This is a genomic window from Sphingomonas sp. GW821-FHT02B09, assembly GCF_059421875.1.
This window is the reverse complement of record NZ_JBWKVV010000015.1, coordinates 16,428-35,436: the sequence shown is the minus strand read 5'-3', so window position 1 is coordinate 35,436 and position 19,009 is coordinate 16,428. Positions and strand designations below refer to the sequence as shown.

The window sequence follows — 19,009 nt, the reverse complement described above, 5'->3', positions numbered from 1 at the left end:
GTCTCCGCTCACCTCGCGGCAAGTGAATCAGACCACCAACACCACTGCAAGCCCGTCTTTTTCAACACAATCACCCAGAAGCAGTCATTCAGAGAGCCCTGCCCGCCTCCCAGCTTCTGCCATCCGTTAATCTCGCAAGTGGCGGGTCAACCGCGCCCAGGGAGTACCAATTAAATGGGGTGGATTGGGGTGTGGTGCCGTCAGATTCTTATGGATCAGCCTTTGAGATCATGAGATAATTCTACTTAGAGGTGTTTATCATGCGAAATTGGATCGTTACGGGGTTGGCATTTTTCTTCGCGGAACTCGGGATGGCTGCCTTGGCCGGCCCGGCAGGCGCGCTCTGGGTCGAGAATCCCGAGATCAGCTGTGTGCTGTTGGCGCTAGGGGCAGCGTTGGGTTTCTCACTGATCATCATTCCGGATCAGATGCAGCGCCGCTTGTAATGGTTCGGCGGTGGAGGCTGTCCCCTCGCCGCATCTAAAGCCTCAGGCCAGCTTCGCGCCGGGCGCTCCGCATTGCAGCCATCCGAGGCGTGTCGGTAATCTCCTGCGTTCCCGATATGTGCCGAACCTTCTCGACTTGGCCGGTCAATGGAATACTATGGCGCTTACCCTCTTTCCCTCGAGTGCCTTGTTAGATGGCCTTTCGAAATCATCCCGATCCACTGCCGTCAGTCGCGTTGAACGCCATTGCGCTCGTGACGCCTGCAGCGCCGATCCCGATCGCTGTCGTTCCATATGACCGCGATCAGCTGCACGCGCTTCTCGATCGAGAGCCTCACGACATCTACGCGACCCGCTTGGATGACGAGCGCATGGCGGTCGTGCCCCTGACCGAGAATGCCGACCTGCCAGGACCTCGCGAGCAGCTCGATCCTCGAACGAACATCCGCCTCTTCTCCACCCTCGCGCGCGAAGCGGTATTCCGGCACCTCAAGGCAATCCCGGGCGGCTATCGCGTGACCCGCCGAAGGCCCCCGACGGTCGAGTCGATCAAGCAGAAGAACATCATTCCTGCCTCGGCCGGCCTCCCCGATTGGATGCAGAAGCGTCGAACCCTGGTCTTCGAGACCCGCACGCTCTCGGCCAACGAGCGTGACGACTATGTCGTGCTCACCTGCGCGGAACGGTTTCGTCCCGTGATCGACCGCACATGTGCGGAGCTTGACGCGGTGAACCTGACGCTGCTGGGACGGTACGTCTCGGCTTGGGCGCCAAGCCAGGATCAGCAGCTGGCCGACCAATTGCGACTGGCCGGGCGGGTTAAGGGCGTCGATGGCGACGACCTGCTGCTCGATGATCATGGCGATGGTCCCGATCGGATCCGAAAGGATATCGCCTATCTCGAGCCGAGCTTGCGAAACTTTCGAGCGGTGGTCGAGGCGCTTAAGTTCGACGGGGCCGAGCGAAGCATGCGGCAGATCCAGGAGGTCGAGGGAACCCTCCGGCAAGGCAAGCGGCAGCTCGACGACATCCAGAAGACCTTGGTCTGGTTGAGCCGCCAGCGACTCGAAATCGCCTGGGGCGTGCCGCTGGAGTTCGGCGATGTGCTGGCGCAAGGTTCCGATCGGCCGTTTCCGTTCGTAGAGGTGTTCGAAAAGGCCAGGCTTTCCTTCGACCCGAGCGGATCGGGCAACATGAGCTGGCCGCAAGGCGGCCTTGACCGGTACGGCCCGTACGACAGCTCCAGCTTCGAGAACAAGCGGCCGCGGATCGCGGTCGTATGCGAGGCGCGCGAGCGCGGCAATATTTCCGCAGCGATCGCCGATTTGCTCAACGGCGTGCCGGACGCGGAGAGCCGGAATGGCCTCAAGCCCCACGAGACCGGCCTTCTCGGCCGCTACAAGCTCCAGCGGGCGCAGGTCGAATTTTTCGAGGCGACTGCGGATAACGCGGCCAGCTATACCTTAGCCGCGCGCGCCGCGCTCGCGTCGGCGGCAGAGACCGCACAGCCTTGGGATCTCGCCGTCCTTCAGGTTCGCCGTTCGTGGAAGGAGCGTCTGCCCAACGACAGCCCTTATTGGGCCGCGAAGGCTGCCTTCCTGAAGCGTGACGTGCCGGTTCAGGCGATCTCCGTCGAGATGCTCGAGATGGGCAAGTTCGAATATGCTTGCGCCCTCGCAAACGCGAGCCTCGCGAGCTACTCGAAGCTCGGTGGAACACCTTGGCTGCTCCAGTCACGTCCGTCCACCGATCACGAGCTTGTCTTCGGACTCGGTTCCCACACGCGCAAAGACGGGCGGCGCGGTGCCGGCGAACGCGTCGTCGGCATCACCACAGTATTTTCGAGCCAAGGCCATTATCTTCTGGATGCTCGAACCGGTGCCGTTCCGTTCGATGATTATCCCGCGGCGCTCCGCACCCTGTTGGTTGAAGCAATCGAGCGCGTCAGGCGCGACGAAGCCTGGCGCGCGAGTGACGCCGTGCGCCTCGTCTTCCATGCCTTCATCCAGATGCGCCGCGAAACCGCGGATGCGGTTATCGACGCCGTCGAAGGGCTCGGTCTTAGCCGCGTGTCGGTCGCATTCCTCCACATCGCCGAAGACCATCCCTTCACCGTGTTCGACCAGGCGATGGACAAGGGGCGTGGCGCCTATGGGCCGAAGCGCGGCCAGGCGGTCGAACTTGGCAGCCAAGAATGGCTCGTGTCGATGACCGGACGCGAACAGATTAACGCCCAGTTTCAGGGTCTGCCCGACCCCGTGCTCCTACGCCTGCACGATCGCTCGACCTTTCGCGACATGCGGACCCTTGCCAAGCAGGTCGCCGATTTCGGATGCCATTCGTGGCGCACCTTCGGTACCGCACGCGTCCCGATCACCCTCCAATATGCCGACGAGATCGCCAAGCAACTCGCCGGACTGGAGATGACGCCAGGGTGGGATAGCGACGATGCCGCGGTGAGCCGCATCATGCGGCGGCCGTGGTTTCTGTGACGGGACCCGGACTGGCTGAACTCCGGGCCGGCTTGCTGGCGGCATCGGTCCTGCCGCCCGACACGCCACTTCATCACCAGGCGTTGGCGCAATGGCTAGCGAGTGGGAACGCCGATAGCTGGGAGACCATCGAATCGGCGGCGATAGCAAACCTGGACAATGCCGGCCGCCGCTCCGCTCGCGATGTCGCGGCGCTCGGTTTCGCGAGCCATGGGCGTGACGCGGCGCCAAGTCTGAAGCAGGGTCTCGACTGGCTGGGTCAGCGATCGTGGTTTCAGCCGCAACGACCAATGACGCTCGAAGCGGATGGTGTGGCGGCGCTAGGGATCGCGCTGGCCTCATCTTGCCTGGCGCCGAGGTGTCCGGACTGGTTCTCAACGCTTCTGACCCGGTCGGCGTCCACGCTCCCGCTCGATCCGATCGATCGCTCCCTCTTCATCATAGCGGCCCATCTGATGGACGCGCCCGGCAAGCTCGACCAGGGCGAGATCGAGCCGGAACTGCGGGTTGTTTTCGGTGGACGTGCAGGCATTACGGTGCCCGAGGGGACCTATGCTGCCGCATGGTCGGCGCTGCGGATGACGGTCGCGAACACGGGCGGGGAGGTGCAGGCACGCCTCAGGCTCAAGGCGTTCGACCTCGTTGCCGAACACAGCATTCCCGCGCGGACGGGTAAGCTCGAGCCCTCGGACGTGGTACGGGTGCTGGAAGGCGTTTCCCGGTCGTTTCGTCGCTGGACCTGGGAAACCAAGCCTCGTACGACGACTTCGTCGGCGGTTCGGTGGGAGATACAGAACGAATATCATGTCCAGAACCTGCTCTACGCGGTTCTTGCGCCGCTGTTCGGCGATCTCAACGACGAAGAGACCATTCCCCCGATCGGCCAGAAGAATCCTCGCCTCGATCTTAGCATCCCCAGCATCGGAACCATCGTCGAGGTGAAATTCCTGCGACCGGGCGTCTCCATGCAGAAGATGATCGACGAGATCGCGACCGATGTCGGTCTCTACAACACCGACCCGCGCTGGACATCGCTCATCCCATTCATATGGGACGACAGCGCCCGCACCGAGGATCACGCCAAGCTGGTATCGGGGCTTGCACAGCTCGACATGGTGATCGGCGCGATCGTCGTGCCTCGCCCGGGCAAAATGCTGGCCGGAACCGGGGAAAGCGCCTAGCTGCAGCCCAGACACATTGCTAGCTTCGCGAGAAATCCGCCCTTCGACCAGGACGGCAGCAAGGAATTCTCGACGCCTTCATGCTAAAGGCGCTCGATCAATGGTGCTCCGACAACGGAGCGCTGCTTCACGTGGTCACTCAGGACGCCGCCATGTCGCGCGCCGCTGATCGCTCGGCGCCGATACGCCATATCGCCACGCTCGAGGAGCTGCTCAGCCGAGCATCGGTCCAGCCCGATGTCGATCTGGAGGCCGTCGCCGGTGCGGTCGTCGCTGCGCCGGAATTCGATGGCGCACTCGAACCGCTGGTCGAAGACATCGGCGATAAGCTGATTCTCGTCTATCGCGGAGACCTCCCCGAGGCCGAGATTGTCAGCCAGTCCACTGCCTCCATCGAGGCCGTCATCGGCTATTCGATCGCGTGGGTAGGGACCAAGAGCGTCTACATGATCCTGACGGTCGAGACCGAAATTCTGGTCGAGGTGCAGTACGAGGACCGGTCGCTCGCGATGTACGACCGCGAGGACGATCGGTGGTTCGGCGCCGAGACCGCAAGCACCGACCTGTCCACGAAGGTGCCTCTCCAACCGTTCGTCGAGGTCGAACTTGAGAATTGCGGCGTGATCACCTCCGAACTGCTGCGCACCGAATGCACCGTCTCTGAAAACTATGGCTGGCCCGATTCATGACGATGGCGTGATGCGCTGAACGATCGGTTGAACCCCTCCTCCGCTCTGACGTCGTGAAAATCCCTTCCTCAAGTGCAACCTTGCGGAACATTGTTAGCGCCGCCTCTTCCAACGAGAGTGTTTTTTTGAAAAGGACGCAGTTCGGCGATCGGCATGGCACGCGCGGACCTATCCGCGTACCAGAAGAAACATTGTGGCAACGTCATCACACAGGATGAGTCGGTAGGAAGACGGTCGGCGCGTGGGCAAATGGGGGCAGGACAGGTTCGAGAAGCTTCAGGAGGCGCGCGCCACTGACGGCGCAAAACGTTTGGCGCTTGCCACCCAGCTGAAAGACGCCGCCGCTCGTCAGGCCGAGCACAATGCCGCCGAGCTGGCCAAGACCAGGCGGTTCGCCGACATCGACATCGACGCCGCATTGTCCTTCGTAGCGGCGGTTCCGCTCCAGCGCTTCGATCTCGCGTTCGACGGGGTAGGCACACTCAACCGACCCACCTTGCAGCTCCTGCGCCACTTCCTTGCCGCGCTGGTCGAGCGGAAATCAGCCGTTATTCTGCAATGGCCGGCAGCCCAACGCGACGCCGCCATCCTTCATCCGCTTGCGATGCTGGCCATGCTCGGCAGTCGCGCCTCGACCGTCACCGGCAAGCACCTCTGGTGCCCGGCCGTACACGACATGCGCACGCTCTATTTCCCGTGGCGCGGCGGCGGTACCGGGTCCGACCAGCGCGGATGGCTAGTCGATAGGGACAAGATCCTTGCGCCCAACGCGCTGCACCGCACGCGCGGTCTCGCCGGCCAGCCGGAAGCGACCGTGCCGCTGGGCATGCTCCACGATACACTTGGTCACCTCACCCGGCTCAAGCTTCGCGACCAATCCCTCCCACATCTCGCCCACCCAACCCTCGCCGAGCTTTTCCCCATATTTGCGGCGGAGGGCGGAGCCGACGCCAGGCCCATGTTCGCCGCCGCGCGCCATGAGCTGTTCGGTCGCGTCCGCCATGGCGCCGCGATCGACAAGCTCACCGATCATCGCGCGACGCTGACCGACCCTCTGCAGGCGCCCTTTGCGCTGTTTGGGATCGACGCACGCGCCAATCTGCGCGCGGCGCTGACCGCGCCCACCCTCACCGCCGGCAAGGGTGGAAGACCGCCCGACCTGTGCCTGCTCGACCTGAACCCTCCCGGACTCAATCGCCTCGGCCCGGGATGGGAAGAGATCATCAGCCGTTTCCTCGAAACCCTGCTGTCACATTGCCCGGCGATTCCGATCCTCGCCGTCACTCATGACGGCTATGTCCAGCGCAGGCTCGGCCATCTCTTCCGCCAATCGAAGGCTGCCAAAAGTGCCAGCAGACAGGCGCTCGACATGCCGATCATCCTGCGTCGTAGCAGCGACATCGTTAGCCGAGACCCCGAGATCGGCGCGGTCGGCGCGATCAGCGCTACCTTCCAGTCGACCGCCGGGGCCAGCGTCACCGCGCTCGGTGCGCTTGCCGAAGCGGCCCGGGCGATGCCCGACGCGATGACTGCGGCTGCAATCCGACGCAGCTCGGCCAATCTCCGCCGCGCATCGGCGCTGCCATGCGGTCTGCGCGCCGCTTATGACGGTCTCTGCGCGCTCGAAGGCCAGGCCGCCGCCGAAGCGTTTCTCCAGGAAAGGTCGGAGGCCAACGTCCTCGGCCCGGTGCAAGCCGCTCTCGCGACGGGAATCACGGGCTCGGCGCGTACCAAGCTGCAAGCCGCGGAGGCGGCGATCGCGGAGGCCTATGAGCAGCTCGACAGCGATACGCCGATCGGCTCTGCCGTAGCCCAGCTTGGCGCGGATTTCGCGCGCAAGGCGGACTTCTCGATCCTCGTGTTTGCCAATCCGACCGATCTGCGGCTCGCCGAACGCCGGTTCGCCGAGGATGCCGATGTCAATGAGACACTGCGCAACCGCATCGCGCGCGGCCTCCTCAAGATCTGCCATGCCGGCGAAATCGAGGATGTGCTGGCCGAGCTCGAATCGGGCGGCAACCGCAACAGCTGGAAGCGGATCGCGCTGATCGCGCCGCCGATCGCGTTTCTCGACACCTTGCTGGTGCGCTCCTGGCTGCCGGGCCAGCTGCTGGTGATCTGCGACCGCGCCTTCACCGGCCGCGTCGCCGGCACCTACGGCCCCTTGTCTCGTCATGCCGCGCTTGCCGGCTCGGGCGGCATCGGCGCGCGCATGACCGTGCTTGCAGAGGCGGCCAAGAAGGAAGCGCAGGCCCGGGCGGTCGGTCCAATCAATCTCGTCCTCGAGGAACGTCCCGCGCTCGACGTCGCCGACACCGTGATCGACCTGGTCGAAGCCGATGGCCCGGTTGCCGATGCCTTGCTTGTCGAGCTGGAGAGTGGCCGGACGCTCAGGACCCGTCCGGCAAGTGCGATGATCCGCCACAATCGCGATGCCGCGATCAACCCGTTCGACCGCGCTTTGGCGCGGGGGCTCGCACCCGGCGATGCGATCATCGTGCCCGACCGGGCGTTCGTCGATGCCGCACGGCGCCTGCTGCCCGTCGAGCTGCTCGCCCGTAACTGGGTCAAGCTCTACCATGATGCGATCATCGCGATGCTGCCGGCGGTCGATGGCGCCACGTTCACCGCCAAAGTCCGCACGGTCCACGCGCAGCTCCAGAAGCGCAGCATGCGCGCGACGAGCGTCGCCGCCGTGCAGGAGTGGCTGAACGCGGAAAGCTATCGCGCACAGCCCGCCGAGCAGATGCGGCCGCACGCCCCGCAATACCGGGGCGATTTCGATGCACTGCTCGCGGTGCTCAACATCCCCGCCGGCCTCGCCGACAAGATGTGGGACGAGGGGATCGAGCAGCTCCGCAGCGACCGCCGCCGGGCCGGCGCGCGCATGGCGCAGGCGTTTATTTCCGTGCTGGTCGACCCGCACGGCGTGGCGGGCGAGCTCAGCCCCGACGTGCGGGCGCGCATCGCCGCCTTGCGCACCCGCGCCCTCGACCATCTCGACGTCGTGCGCCGTGTTGATCAGGAGAATATTCCGTGACGGATAGCAACCGCGCCGAACCACCGCCGCTCGCCTATCAGGATCTCGGCGCCGCCGAGGCCCGCAGCCTGGCGCAAAACGGCGCCGACTTCACCGAGGCCAAGGAAGCCGTGGTCGACGGCTTGATCGGCCTCACGCTTGCGCATTGCACCGGCGCGGGCGCGGCCGGCGCCGTGTTCTACGGTACTAAGCCGTCCTCGCAATTGGTCAGCGGCTTTCTGTTGCCGCGCTTCGACCCGATGGGCGTCGATGACACCAGCGACATTCACATCGCGACGATGGGGATCGACGCGCAGATCGCTGCCGACGCCCAGGGCGAGATCGTCGTGCGCCCCGAAATGGCGATCTATGTGCGCGAGTTGCCGAGCTGGGACGAGATTGTCGACCCGCGCCACGAGATGATGCCGCAGGTGCAGCTCGCCCGCGCCACCCGGCAGGCCGTGGAAGCGCTGGCTCGCACCTTCATCGCGGCCGACATGGCGAACCTGCCCCCGCTCGTCGACGAGGAGCCCGATGAAAGCGGCGGCGACAGCGCCGCGACCGCCGATGCCGCTCGCGAGGCCGCCGACATCGCGGCCGACGCCGCCGCCGGCGGCGACGAGGAGGCCCGGGGCAATGCGCGGGCGACTGCCCAGAACGCCGATCGCGCCGAGCGTGCCGCCGCCGCCCGGGCCGACCAGATCACGCGCCGCCGCGCCGCGCGCCGCGCGCGCGCCGATGCGATCGCCGCCATCCGCCGCGCCGCCTTCGATCGTGCCTTCCGCCAGCTCGGCATCGCCATTCAGCCTGACAATGGGCCGCAGCGCCCAATCACCGCCGATGACCTCCAGGACCCGACCACCAGCGACACATCGGACGATGCCGGGATCGATGACGAGAGTGACGTGGCCGATGGCACGCCCGATCCTGGAGCGGATCCCGATGCGGTGCCACCACCGGCCGCCGGCGCGATTGGGCCGCTCCGTGCCGATAGCGGCCGACTTGCCGACCAGCATGCGGCACCGCAGCCGATTCCGCAGAAATGGCGGCGCTTCCTACTGACCCTCCCCGACGTCCATCTGGATCTGCGCGATCCGGCGCAGCGGGATCGTGTCGCGAGTAGCTTCGGCGCCCAAGTCGCCGCCGAGATCGACGGGGTGCTGGCCACTTGGCTGGCTTCCCCGGAAGGCCAGCGCGACGCGCACCGTACCAACGAAACCATCCTGCCGAGTCAGTTTGCCGATCGCGCCGCCTGGGACGCCTATCTCGATACGCTCCGCCAGCGCCGTCCGGCCATCCTCGATGACGTCAGGCCGACGCTGGGGAGCGTCAGCCTCGTCGCCGACATCGACCCCGATTTCGTCGACCCCTCGCGCCAGAATATCAGGCTCGCGATCGAGAATGGTGCCGATCAGCCGACGCGCGCCACCAGCGCCTGGTTCGAACATTCGATCTTTCAGGTCGCGCTCACGGCGGTCCTGCCCGAGGCCGCGCATCGTCCGTTACGCCTCGACCGGGTCCAGCCAAGCTATCGTTTCCGCGATTGGCTGGAATATCCGGCAATGGGCCTCAATTGCGGGGTCGAGCAGGTGGCGTCCGCGCCGGGAACGGTCACGCTGCGGACGAATTGGGCCCCGCGTTACACCCAGCCGCGGATCGATCCGCGCGATATCCCCGGCGTACCGGTCCGTTACGATGCGCTCGCCAGCGGGGCGACGGCGCTTGAGGAATTGCTCGCGCTGCCGGATGCCTATGATCGCTGGATTGCCGAGCAGCACGCGGTCGACGCGGGCGCCGGGCTGCCTGGGGACATCGCGGACCAGGAACGGGCGGCGCATGCCGCCGACATCGCCGCCTATACGCGCGAAAGCCGCTATATTCGCGGCGGCATCGAACTGTTGATCAGCGCGCGCGACGCGCACCGCGCGGCATCCACCGCGTCCGGCGCGGACCGCGACCGGTTGACCCGCGAGGCCGCACCCTATCGCGCCTGGCTCCACACCAACGAAAGCTTCCGCCGCTATGGCGGGACGCGCTTCACGAGCTGGCGGCTGTTCCAGCTCGCCTTCATTCTCGCCCATCTGCCGACCCTGGTGTCGCGCATGCCGGAATATACCGACCGCTTTGATCCGTTCCGCGACGAATTGTCCGCAAGCCTGCTCTATTTCCCGACCGGCGGTGGCAAGTCCGAGGCGTTTTTCGGCCTCCTGATCTATAATCTGTTCCTCGATCGGCTGCGCGGCAAGAACCGGGGCGTGACCGCGCTGGTCCGCTATCCTTTGCGCCTGCTGACCTTGCAGCAGGCCCGCCGGCTGATGCGGATCCTGGTCCAAGCCGAGCTCGTACGACACGCGGTCGGCGCCGGCACCTGGCCGTTCGAAATTGGCTTCTGGGTCGGATCGGGCAACACCCCCAATCGCGTCGCGCAAGGCTTTGGCGGGGTGCCCATGGTCACCGCCGGCGCCCACGCCAACGACCATGCGCTGCTCAACCCGCCGGACGGCGCCAGCACGGCCGCCGCCGATGCGCGCCGCCGGTCGAGCCGCTACCTTGAGGCTTTGCTCTCCTATGACAAGCTGCGCGCCTGTCCCGCCTGCGGCGCTGACACGGGCATGCGCAAATATCGCGATCAGGCCGGTCGCATCGGCATCGTCTGCTTCAACGATGTCGATTGCGCCTGGAACCAGGCCTTTCCGCCAAATCCCGTCCGGGTCCCGCTGCCGTTCCTCCTGACCGACGACACCATCTACCAGCGCGCGCCGTCCGTGGTGCTCGGCACGATCGACAAGCTGGCGCTGATCGGCCAGCACGACCGCACCATAAATGCCCTTGCCGGGATGTTCGGCGCCGCCCGTTATGTCGATCCGCACAATGGCCATCTCGCCATGCCGCGCAGCGCCGCCCAGCTCCATGCCGCCGAAGATGCCGGGCTGACGCGGCTGCGTCCCGCCTTCCTCACTGGCGACACGCTGTTCCATGACCCTTTTCCGAGCCTGGTGATCCAAGACGAAGGCCATCTGCTCGACGAGAGCCTCGGGACCTTCTCCGGCCTGTTCGAGACATTGTTCGAGCGCATCCTGCTTCGCCTAGGCGATGGCCTGCTGCGCGAGCAGGTGGCGACCTGGCACCCCGGCGGCGGCGGGCTGCGTCCGCGCCTTGCCAAGGTCATCGCGGCCACCGCCACTATCTCGGACCCCGACCGCCAGCTGCGTGTGCTCTATCAGCGCGAGCCGCTGCGCTTTCCTTGCCCCGGCCCGAGCCTCTACGATTCCTTTTATTCCGCGCCGCGCACGCCCCGCCGGGCCGAACGCCAGGCGTTCATGGCGACGTTGCCCGAGCGGTTGCGGCCCGAACAGGCTGCGCCGCGCATGCGCACCTATGTCTCGATCATGACCAACGGCCGGTCGCACACCATGACGACCTCGGCGGTCGTCTCGGCCTATCATCTCGCCTTCACATCATTGTGGGCGCAACTCGAGCGCGACGAGACCGCGGCCATGATTGCCGCCCTGAGCGGCGCGCTTCCGATCGATGATCGCTTGACCCCGCTGCGGGCGCAGGCGCTTGGCGAATTGGCCGGGCAGCGCGATCTGCTTGCCAGCCTGCTCGACCTCCACCGCATCTCGTTGACCTATGTCACCAACAAGAAGGGCGGCGATCAGGTCATCGAAACCCTGTATGCGCAAGTCGAGCGCGATCAGCGCGGCGCGGGCATTGCCGATCTGCCGTTCACCACCGAGCTGATTTCCGGCGGCGTCACCATCGCCGAGATCCAGGACGTGATGCAACGTGCCGAAGGCGTCGGCGCGACGGGCGCATCCTTTCCGCCACTCGGCGAGGCGCTGCGCAACATCGTCGCCACCTCCGCGATCAGCCACGGCGTCGACGTCGACAAGTTCAACGCGATGTTCTTCGCCGGCCTGCCAACCGACATCGCGGAATATATCCAGGCCTCGAGCCGCGTCGGCCGGACCCATGTCGGGTTCAGCTGGCTGGTGCCGACGCCGCACAGCCGGCGCGATCGCTACGTCGTCGAGACCCACGACCAGTTCCATCGCTTCTTGGAGCGCATGATTCCGCCGCCGGCGGTCCAGCGCTGGGCCGATCGCGCGCTGCGCCGGATCATGCCGAGCATCGTCCAGGCCTATCTCTGCGCGGTGGTCGAGCAGGATCTGTTCCGCGCGGCGCCCGATGCTAACAAGCCCGGGGCACGGACCTTCACCACCGCCGCCTCGATCCTGACCTGGACCAACCAGCGCGGCCGTGCCCAGGCGATCGAGACGATGCGGGACTTCGCGCTCGACGCGATCGGGCTGGACGGTCGCGGCCCCACCGCCATCGGTGCCGCGCCGCACAAGGATTATTATCGCGACTTCGTCGAGCGCGAGGTGCGCGCGATCCTCGACGTCTTCACCGAGCGTTCGGATTCCAGCCCGCTCGCCAGCTTCTGGCAGCGACGCGAGTCCAGCAATTTCCGCCGGCCCATGACCTCGCTTCGCGATGTCGATGCGGGCGGCATCATCGTTGCTGCCGCCCGCGATCCGCAACGCGGCGGCCGACGGGTCCATCCCGAAACCGTCCGGCAGGTCATGCGCATCATCCGCGGCCAGCGGCTTGCAACCCGCAGCGATGTCGACGCCGAGCCGGCGCCGGTCGACCAGGAGGATTGAGATGAGCGACACCCGATCGGGCGTCTCCGGACGCGCGGCACCGATGCCGCCAAGCATGAACCGCTCGCAGCCGCAGCTGGCGACGGCCTATGCGCCGGGCGCCATGTTCACCTGGGAGGGCGGCAAGGGCGCCTGCATGGCGGCACCGGTCGATGGCATGCCGATCGACTTCGGAACCCGCTCGGCTCGGCGCGAGCAAATTCTCGATAGCATGAACGAATTTTGCCAAAGCTGGCTTGCGCGCGGCCTCAATATCCAGCGCGCCGAGACCGTCCATGAACGCCAGCTGCTCGACGACTGCTTCTACAATCCCACCCGCTCTGGCGTGGCTGGCGTCGATATCGCCCTCAGCCGCTTCGAGTTCATGAAGCCCGACCGCATGGGCTATCTTCCCGGACCACTGGTCTATCGCTGCGACGCCTGCGAGGTCGTCCGCGAATATATCTCGCCGGCGCATCAGCTGGCCGATCCTCTCCCGGCTCCCTGCCGTGCGTTCAACGGCGAGCGCGACTGCAAATGGCGCCAGCTCGACGTCGTCTACGTCCACTGGTCGGGCGGCCTCGAAGGCTTGTCGCCCTATCGCAACATGCTCGACGGCAATGGCGACCCGCTGCGGATCAAGCGGTGCCAGTGCGGGACCGAGGATTTCAGGCTGATCAAGCAGGGCCAGCACTTCAACCGCTGGCGCTTCCAGTGTACGGGCTGCAACGCGCCCCGCGAGGTCTTCCAGACCGACCCTTTCACCCTCCAGCTGCTGAAGCCATTGATGGATGCGGGCGAGCCGCACCAATGGTCCGAGCTCAACATGATCCCGATCTCCTACCGCGCGTCGCCGGTCTTCTACGTGCAGTCCGCGCGGTTCATCGTCTATGACACCGATGCCGACATCATCAGCATCCTCGGCCCCAATCGGACCGAGGATCTGGTCGGCCGCGTCGCGGCCATCCACGGCTTCGGCGGCGGCGACCCCAGCCTCGATCGCATCCGAGAGCAGCTGGCAACCGCCGGTCAGGACGCCATGTTCCCGCTCTATGAAGGCGCGTTGACGAGCGATCCGGCGATGGCGCGCAATATGCTGGATGCCTGGTATTCGATGGGCGCGGTCGTGCGCGATGCCCAGGCGACGCCAGCGCTGCGCCAGCAGATCGACGATCGCGGCGGCTATGCCCGGCGCTACGATCCGATCCGCAGCACGGTCGAGCACGAGGCGCTGAAGCGCCGCAAGCTCGATCCGCTGGGGCAGTCGTCCGATCTGAAGGTCGCCCAGGCCGACCTCTGCGCCGAGCATGGGGATCCCGCCCGCGAAGCCGCTTATACCGCCCGGGTTACGGCCGATCTTGCGCGCGCGGGCATCGCCGACATGCGCCTGATCCGCGACCTCGACATGATCGAATTCTCGTTCGGCTTTACCCGCGTCTCGGCGGTGCCGGTGACCGTCCAGAAGAACCTGCCGATGCCGGTCAGGCTGATGGGATTCCCGCGCCTTCATGACAACCGCCGCCCGGTCTATGTCATCGAGCAGCAGAACGAGGCGCTCTACGTCCGCCTCGAGCCTGCCGCCGTCGCCGAGTTCCTGCGCCGCAACGGCGTCATGGCCACCCCGGCATTAGCGCCCCGGACCATCGGCGGCGAGCTGATCGAGAATTACCGCGACTTCGGTCCGTTTCTGCGCGAGTTCGGCGTGCGCGACGACGCCAGCCAAGTGCGCGGCCGCGACATCGCGTCGACCGTTTATTTGCTGCTGCACACGCTGTCGCATCACGTCATGCATGGCATTGCGCGCTTCTCGGGGCTTGATCTCGGCTCGATGAGCGAAGCTATCTTCCCGGCCGATCTTGCCTTCCTCGTACACCGCCGCGGCATGACCGAGGACCTCGGCAATATCTCATCGATGTGGCGCGATCATAATGGCGCGTTCCTCGACTATCTGGTCGCGCGGCGCGAACTGCGATGCGGCTCCGGCACGTTGTGCGATCATCGCGGCGGCGCATGCCCGGCCTGCATCATGGTTCCGGAGACCTCGTGCATCGCCGGCAATCAGCTCCTGTCGCGCGCGTCACTGGTCGGCGGCCAAGCGCCACTATGGGATACCGACGCCAGCTTGCTCGACGGCTATTTCGCGATTGTGCGCGATCTTGCGCAAGCCTGAGGCCGGCATGTTCGTCACCGAGAATTTGAGCCCGCTCGCGCTTCTCTCCGAGCTGCTGTGCGGCGATCTGGCCGATGAGGAAAGCACGCGCCGCTTTGCCGATCTGGCCCACAACAAGGATCTCTGTCCGGGCTTTCGCAAGCGGATCCTGAGGATCTTCAGCACCTATCAGAAGCACCGGTTCGACGTGCATGATGTGCAGGCGCAGATGGACAAAGGCGTCGATGTTTTCGTCAGCATCGACGGCGACGACGGGCCCGTCGCCGTCGGTCTCCAGATCAAGAGCGACAAGGAGATCGTCGACTGGAAGGCCGGCCGCAGCAAGGACTTCATCTCCAGGCTGCGCAATCAATATACCCAGGCCCTGCAGGAGCGCAGGATCGACCAATATTATCTGGTCCTGTGCGCCGACGCCGTCGCCCACCGCGATCATCTGCGCGAGATCACGACCCGGTTCGCCGAGTACGACCGCCTGAAGATCGTCATGCCGGATGCCGCGTTCGGCTTCTTCGGGATGAGCGAGATCGAGCTTGATGTCGCGGTGACCCGGCTGCTGTGCGCAAGGGATTTCGTGCTGAAGGAGGCGCAGCACGCGGTCGGCAGCCTCCCACCGGGCGGCGCGTCGCTCGCGCTCGATCTTATCTTCCGGGCTCTGGCTGGTGAGACCAGGATGACGCACGATGAGTATACTGAACTGCTGGTCGATGCCGCGGGGCTGGATGAGGATGCCGACCCCGAGCGATTGATGGAGGCGATGAACTTGGCGATCGTTGATGATGTCGGCGTTCATGACGATTATCGGATCGTACCGGATGCTTATCCTGCGGTGTGCGCACTCTACTACGATCAGCTCGCACGTCATGGCGATCCCGGGTCGGCGAAGGCTCGCACGAGTCTGCTGCTGTTTGAACGCCGGGCCAGCATCCTTACGGTCGGCGAGGCAAGAGGGTGAGGTCACTGCGTCGATCAGGAAACGGCTCGTCGAGCTGATCGTGGCAATGAACGAGGACTGGAATCATACGTGAAGAAGCTGCTGATAACTGATGTCGATAATACGCTATTTGATTGGCAGCATTTGTGGTTCGAGAGTTTCTCGGCCATGGCGCGCCGCGCACTCGAGATTTCCGGTGTCGATCCGGATGTATTTTACGCTCAAGCCAGTGTGCTTCATCAACGTCATGGCACCAGCGAATACGCCTTTCTGCTGACAGAGCTGCCATGCCTGATCGAACTTTACGGCGACCAGATCCTTACGCGCATGCAGCCGGCGATCGACGATTACAGGACTACGCGCCGCGAGCATCTTTCGCTTTATCCAAGCGTGATCGAGACGCTGCAATCTCTCAAGGCTGCGGGGGTGACCATCGCCGCCTTCACCGAGTCGAAGGCATTTTACACCAGCTACCGGTTCCGCAAGCTTGGTTTGGATGGCGTAATCGATTTCCTTTATTCGCCACCTGATCACGCCGTTCCGGTAGACCCCGCCTCAATCCGAAAATACAACTCCGCGAGCTACGAACTAAAATCCACCGTCCATCGCTTCACACCTGAGGGGGAAGTGAAGCCACATCCCCATATTTTATCGGCGATGATCGAGGAGATCGGGTTTGGCAAAGCAGAGGCGGCCTATGTCGGAGACAACAAGCTGAAGGACGTCTCCATGGCGCAGCAGGCCGGCGTGCTGGATATCTACGCTGCGTATGGCGCGGCGCAGCATCGCGCCGAGCAATATGACCTTCTCAAGAAAGTGACTCATTGGACGCCGGAGATGGTAGCGCGGGAGGGCGAAGCGCTGAAACAGGGGGCGATTGAGCCCACCTACACGGTGCGATCGTCGTTTCGGGAGATTACGCCGATCATTTTGGAGACGGCATGAGCGACATCGGACCGCAGGTCGAGATCTGGAAGAAGATCGTCGATGTGCAACAGCACTTTAACGATCTCGAACTCCGCATCCGCAATTTTGCACTTATCGTTACCGGCGCCTTCATCGGTCTCGGCGGCTATGCCATCAAGGACGGCGGATTTGCGGAGCTTCTCGGGATTCGAGTCTCTGTTGCGGGCTTGGTAGTGTTCTGCTCACTCCTTCCGCTGGTCGCCTTTTATCTGATGGATCGCCTTTGGTATCACCGTTTGCTCGAAGGATCGGTCAAGGCGGCCGGGCCTGTTGAAGCGCGGCTGCGCGAGCTAGGATTGACCGTGGACCTGGCAGCCGAAATCACGAAAGCCAGCCCATTCGAAATTCGAGGGCATAAATTCCACTCGAAGCACAAGATGGACTGGTTCTATCGTATTATCGCTCTTGGGATTTTTCTTCTTTCGGTCATCCTCGCGTTCGGCGTGAAGCCGATCGCGCGTTTGCCAGAGGCCACGGCGGGAGCGTCTCAGCCAGCGGTCGCCGCACCGCGCACGCAATCTACTGCCGGTGATCAGAAGCTGCCAGTGTCCCCGCGATTACCTGCCAAGCATTGAAGGCCCACAGCCGATCTTTTCGCTTCAGCTTGAGAAGCGAGCCTGCTTTTGAGCGACGCACCCTAGCAAGACCGCCGGGACGTCGGCTCCGGCGTGGCGCACTTTAGCTAGTCCTGTTTCGCCTTGGTCAGCGCTTCCTCCAATGCGACACGCTGGGCCGCATGCTTTTCCGGATTGCCGGCTTTCAGTTTTCCGATGTTGATCAGCTTCCATTGGATGGCAGGAAGGTCCGCGGCTGCCGGCAAGCCGATCAGGCCGAAGTCCGGTTGCCCGTCATGAACCGAGAGCACGAACTGGGCCGCTTCGCCGACCATCCGTGACTGGATGTCCTGGACAAGCCGCTCCCGCGCCGCGAGCAACGTGTCGAGTGGCACATGCTCGACCGTCATGCCGTCGAATTCCTGCGCAAAGGCGCGGTCGATCGGGACCATGTTGGGATCGATTAGCTCGTGCAGCGGCCGCTTCGAGCAGGCGGCATAGACCAGGAAGGTTCGGAACAGATCGATGGTCAGACCTTCGTTTTCGTAGAGCAGCTGGACATCGAACAGATCGCGGGGGTGCTGGCGATCGAGCGCGGCGCAGAGCTTGCCCGCGTAGAGATCCTCGAACGCGACGACCGACATTTCCGCAAAGCCGAAGGCGTCCTCGACCGCATCGGTGACCCGCATTGTCCGCGGCGCCGCAACGGTGCCGCGGGTGACTGGCGAGACTTCGACCTTAACCTCGGCGGCGTCCGACCGGAGCAGCAGCCGGGTGTCGCCATCGCCGCCGCCGGCGATACGCTGGGCATCGACGCCACGAAGCGCCTCGTTGGCGCGCGCCACCATCCTGTCGAACGCGCTGTTGATCGCCGGCAGGGCGATCGCCCGTTCGTCCAGCGGCAGATAGGTCAGGTCGATGTCGACCGACAAACGCGGCATGTCCCGGTAGAACAGGTTGATCGCGGTTCCGCCCTTCAAAGCGAAGGCGGGTTCATCGGCGACGATCGGGATCGCTCGCACGAGCAGCTCGACCTGGGCGGCATAGCGATTACGCGCCATCGCTGGTTGCCTCCTCTCGCGGCCCTGCAAACTCTTCCGGCACGACCAGCTGATAAGCAGCGGCGAAGCGCCCCCCTTCGACGAGCGAGCGCGGGCCTTTGCCGAGATCGACTTGCGCGCGATCGACATGGGTAAGCCACCGGTGCGGATGGCGGTCGGCGAACAGGAAGAACAAGCGCTTCACCTTCACGCTCTTGCAGACTTGCAGCAATTTGGTGAGCCGCCCAGGCCGCAGCGTCGGCAATCCTTGGAAGAGCATGTCGACCTTGTGGAAGCTCTCCTGGTCGGGAAGCTCATTTAATGCTTCGAACAGTGCGCGCTCGGGCGACGAACGCCGCAGCGGCCAGTTCCACGGACTTGGCGCGTTGCCGGCGATGGGGTCGAAGTCACGGTCGTCGATGCCGACCGGGTCCGAGCCGAACAGCTGGCGGCGGCGCGGCAGGAAATGCGCGTCGACCTGCAGCCTGGGGAGCCAGCTGGGGACGTCGCCATAGAGATAGACGTTCGCGATACGGCCCAGCCCAAGATAATGACTATGGCCTTCGAGCGTGAGCGCGCTCATGCCGCCGACGTGGAAATCATAGCCCATGATCCACTGGGCGGAGAGCACCGGCAGTTTCCAGTCGCGCACATCCTGCCGGTCCGCATTGGGGTAGGGACGGCGATAGACGCCGCGCGCAACCCGTTCCAGCCAGCCCTCACGGTGATAGTCATGGGCTGAGCTCTTGGCGACATCGCTGGCCGCAAGCCAACGCGAGTCGACTAGGAAGCCGGGTGGTACCTGGTCAAGGACATATTTTAGCCGTTTTCGATTTGGTCCGGACATTCCGGACCAATTAGAAATCTTTCAA

General features: G+C 64.6%; 12 protein-coding genes. 10 read left to right on the top strand and 2 right to left on the bottom strand.

Annotated features, from left to right (window positions below; all coding sequences use genetic code 11):
• The first annotated feature begins 260 nt into the window (after positions 1–260).
• From AC07U4_RS24080 to AC07U4_RS24035, 10 genes are all read left to right on the top strand, one after another.
• Entirely contained in the window at positions 261–446 is a 186-nt protein-coding gene (locus AC07U4_RS24080; RefSeq protein ID WP_495197470.1) for a hypothetical protein, read from the top strand.
• 194 nt (positions 447–640) lie between these two features.
• Entirely contained in the window at positions 641–2,938 is a 2,298-nt protein-coding gene (locus AC07U4_RS24075) for an argonaute/piwi family protein (protein ID WP_495197469.1), read from the top strand.
• Complete coding sequence (locus AC07U4_RS24070; RefSeq protein ID WP_495197468.1) at positions 2,926–4,119, top strand: PD-(D/E)XK nuclease domain-containing protein; 1,194 nt, start codon at positions 2,926–2,928, stop codon at positions 4,117–4,119. Before AC07U4_RS24075 ends, AC07U4_RS24070 begins: the two co-directional genes overlap by 13 nt.
• A gap of 80 nt (positions 4,120–4,199) precedes the next feature.
• Positions 4,200–4,808 (top strand): hypothetical protein, encoded by a 609-nt coding sequence (locus AC07U4_RS24065; RefSeq protein WP_495197467.1) that lies wholly within the window; start codon positions 4,200–4,202, stop codon positions 4,806–4,808.
• Between the two features lie 241 nt (positions 4,809–5,049).
• A complete protein-coding gene (locus AC07U4_RS24060; RefSeq protein WP_495197466.1) occupies positions 5,050–7,848 on the top strand; it encodes a hypothetical protein in 2,799 nt (932 codons plus the stop codon).
• Entirely contained in the window at positions 7,845–12,497 is a 4,653-nt protein-coding gene (locus AC07U4_RS24055; protein WP_495197465.1) for a helicase-related protein, read from the top strand. Before AC07U4_RS24060 ends, AC07U4_RS24055 begins: the two co-directional genes overlap by 4 nt.
• Position 12,498: 1 nt before the next feature.
• On the top strand, positions 12,499–14,646 hold the full coding sequence (locus AC07U4_RS24050; RefSeq protein WP_495197464.1) for a DUF8724 domain-containing protein: 2,148 nt from the start codon (positions 12,499–12,501) through the stop codon (positions 14,644–14,646).
• A gap of 7 nt (positions 14,647–14,653) precedes the next feature.
• Entirely contained in the window at positions 14,654–15,598 is a 945-nt protein-coding gene (locus AC07U4_RS24045) for a hypothetical protein (RefSeq protein WP_495197463.1), read from the top strand.
• A 69-nt stretch (positions 15,599–15,667) separates the two neighbouring features.
• Positions 15,668–16,522: an HAD family hydrolase gene (locus AC07U4_RS24040; RefSeq protein WP_495197462.1), complete on the top strand. Its 855-nt coding sequence runs from the start codon at positions 15,668–15,670 to the stop codon at positions 16,520–16,522.
• On the top strand, positions 16,519–17,118 hold the full coding sequence (locus AC07U4_RS24035; RefSeq protein ID WP_495197461.1) for a hypothetical protein: 600 nt from the start codon (positions 16,519–16,521) through the stop codon (positions 17,116–17,118). Before AC07U4_RS24040 ends, AC07U4_RS24035 begins: the two co-directional genes overlap by 4 nt.
• Before the next feature lie 107 nt (positions 17,119–17,225).
• Here AC07U4_RS24035 and AC07U4_RS24030 read toward each other — a convergent pair whose 3' ends face one another.
• A complete protein-coding gene (locus tag AC07U4_RS24030) occupies positions 17,226–18,158 on the bottom strand; it encodes a nucleotidyl transferase AbiEii/AbiGii toxin family protein (RefSeq protein ID WP_495197471.1) in 933 nt (310 codons plus the stop codon).
• A complete protein-coding gene (locus AC07U4_RS24025; protein ID WP_495197460.1) occupies positions 18,148–18,984 on the bottom strand; it encodes a type IV toxin-antitoxin system AbiEi family antitoxin domain-containing protein in 837 nt (278 codons plus the stop codon). Before AC07U4_RS24025 ends, AC07U4_RS24030 begins: the two co-directional genes overlap by 11 nt.
• Positions 18,985–19,009 lie beyond the last annotated feature (25 nt).